The sequence below is a fragment of the Streptomyces sp. P17 genome, assembly GCF_032436805.1.
Taxonomy (GTDB): Bacteria; Actinomycetota; Actinomycetes; order Streptomycetales; family Streptomycetaceae; genus Streptomyces.
The window spans coordinates 1-1,965 of sequence record NZ_JAVRBF010000165.1; the positions used below are offsets into that span (position 1 = coordinate 1).

Annotated in this window: 2 protein-coding genes and 2 pseudogenes; 1 reads left to right on the top strand and 3 read right to left on the bottom strand. The window is 61.7% G+C overall.

All coding sequences use genetic code 11. The annotated features are described in order from the left end of the window. The 3 genes and pseudogenes from RMT89_RS40055 to RMT89_RS40065 form a co-directional block, all read right to left on the bottom strand. Positions 1–341, bottom strand: a pseudogene (locus RMT89_RS40055) (hypothetical protein); the annotation flags it as partial. Further along, entirely contained in the window at positions 329–988 is a 660-nt protein-coding gene (locus RMT89_RS40060) for a hypothetical protein (RefSeq protein WP_315888676.1), read from the bottom strand. The gene RMT89_RS40060 and the pseudogene RMT89_RS40055, both read right to left, overlap by 13 nt. Positions 989–1,351: 363 nt before the next feature. Then, complete coding sequence (locus RMT89_RS40065) at positions 1,352–1,720, bottom strand: hypothetical protein (RefSeq protein ID WP_315888677.1); 369 nt, start codon at positions 1,718–1,720, stop codon at positions 1,352–1,354. A gap of 169 nt (positions 1,721–1,889) precedes the next feature. Here RMT89_RS40065 and RMT89_RS40070 point away from each other — a divergent pair. Next, positions 1,890–1,965: pseudogene (locus tag RMT89_RS40070) on the top strand (DUF192 domain-containing protein); the annotation flags it as partial.

Genomic DNA, 1,965 nt, shown 5'->3' on the forward strand with positions numbered 1-1,965 from the left:
CACTCGTAGCCCGTCGAACCGGCCTCCCAGATCGGCTCCAGGTACTTCTGCAACTGCTCAGGGGTGTACTTCGGGGCATACCGGCAGGGAGGAGGCGACCAGGAGGTCGACGAGGTCAGCGTGCCCGTGGAGTTGCCGCTGCCGTTCTTCGAGTGGTCGAAGACAACGCCGCCGACGGACACGGAAACGGCATCGCCATTGACATCGGCGTTCTGTTCCACCTCATCACGGTTGCCGTCTTCGCCTCGCCCACCGGCGTGCGCGGCGGGGGCCACACTGACAGTAAGACAAACAAGCGCAAGAAGGGTCGCAGCCCTGACGGACTTTGCTACGGCTGGCATGCCTTGTTCCCCCGGTTTGATGCGACGACGGTGGTCTGCCAGACCCCTTCGGCGTTCTGGGCAAGCTTGGTGTTGTAGAGCACGTAGCTATCCGCCGTCGTCGGCGTGTTCTTGACCTTTCCGGTCTTCTTGTTCTTGATGAACGACTTGCTCTCATCGGAGCAGTAAGTGACGTACGCCTCACGATCTCCGGAGAGCGTCACTTTGTAGTCGAAGTACCGTGTCTCGCCAACCCAGGTATGACCTTTGTCGATGTATCCCAACACATACGTGATCGATCCACTCAAGGCCTTGCCGGTGTTATAGAAGCCGAGCGCCTTGGTATCAGTGCTGCCCTCGAAAATCGCCTCGTCAACAGAGTTGACGCTCAGCGTACTGTCCGCGAGTGCCGCATCCTTCTGCGCGTTACCAGTCTTCTCGTACTCGAAGACGTTCTTGGCGTCAGACGGGAAGGTGATCTTCGGGCGACCGGCAGAGGCCGTTGCGCTCGGGCTCGGAGACGCCGAAGTCTCACTTCCCGTATCAGCTCCCGCGATCTTGTCGTTGTCCTTGCCCTTGGAGCTGTCGTCGCTTCCGCACGCGGACAGCGTCAAGGCCGCTGCGGCGGTCAGCGTGATCGCTGCGAGGAGGATGGGGCGGCGGTTCACGGTCGGCTCCCGGTTTGGCGAGGCTTCTCTTGAGCGAAGCAACGCTATCCAGGGGGGCTGTGACGACACCAGGGTGAAGCTTGCCACTGGGTGGGGCGTATGCCACCAAATCGGTCTCCTGTGAACACCGTTGAGGCATAACGGTTGCATAACGTGGCGCCCTACTCCACGAGCAATACCGCGAGCAGGCCGTTCCGCTTATGAACGAGCAAAGGAGATCGTTCAAGGGGTCCAGGGCAAGGGGGTGTTCGTCTTTGCGATGCCCGCACTCTGCTCACCCTGGTGGTGACTTGCTGGGCCGCGTTCAGGCGGAGCAGCAGGCGTCGGGGTTCCGGTCGACAACGCTGCGGTCCCCCCGAGTCTCTACGGTTGGCATGCCTGGTCTCCCCCGTTCGAGGCGGTGTTGGTGGTCTGCCAGACTCCCTTGTCGTTCTTGGTGAGGCTGGTGTTGTACAGCACGTAGGAGTCCGCGGTGGCGGGCGACTTGTCGACCTTCCCGGTCTTCCTGTTCTTGATGTAGGACTTGCTCTCGTCGGAGCAGTAGGTGACATAGACCTTGTCGGCTCCGGACAGGGTCACCTTGTAGTCGAAGTAGCGGGACACGCCGGTCCAGGTGTCACCGCCGTCGATGTACTGCTGCACGAAAGTGATCGACGACTCCAGGGCTTTGCCCGTGTTGTAGAAGCCAAGCGGCTTCGTACCCGTGCTCCCCTCGAAGATGGCTTCGTCCACGGAGTTCACACTCAGGGCACTGTCCGCGAGGACAGCATCCTTGGTATCGCGTCGCCCGTCTTCTGATCCTCGAAGACATTCTTGGCGTCGGGCGGGAAGGTGATCTTCGGGCGGCCGCCGGAGTCCGAGGCGCTGGCCGTCGGGGACGGAGACTTCTCGCTTCCGGTGTCTCGATCGGCGGCTGCATGTCATCGCCGTGCGCACCATGAAGCCGGGACGCCTCGGGTTTCCGCGACTCAAGGCCG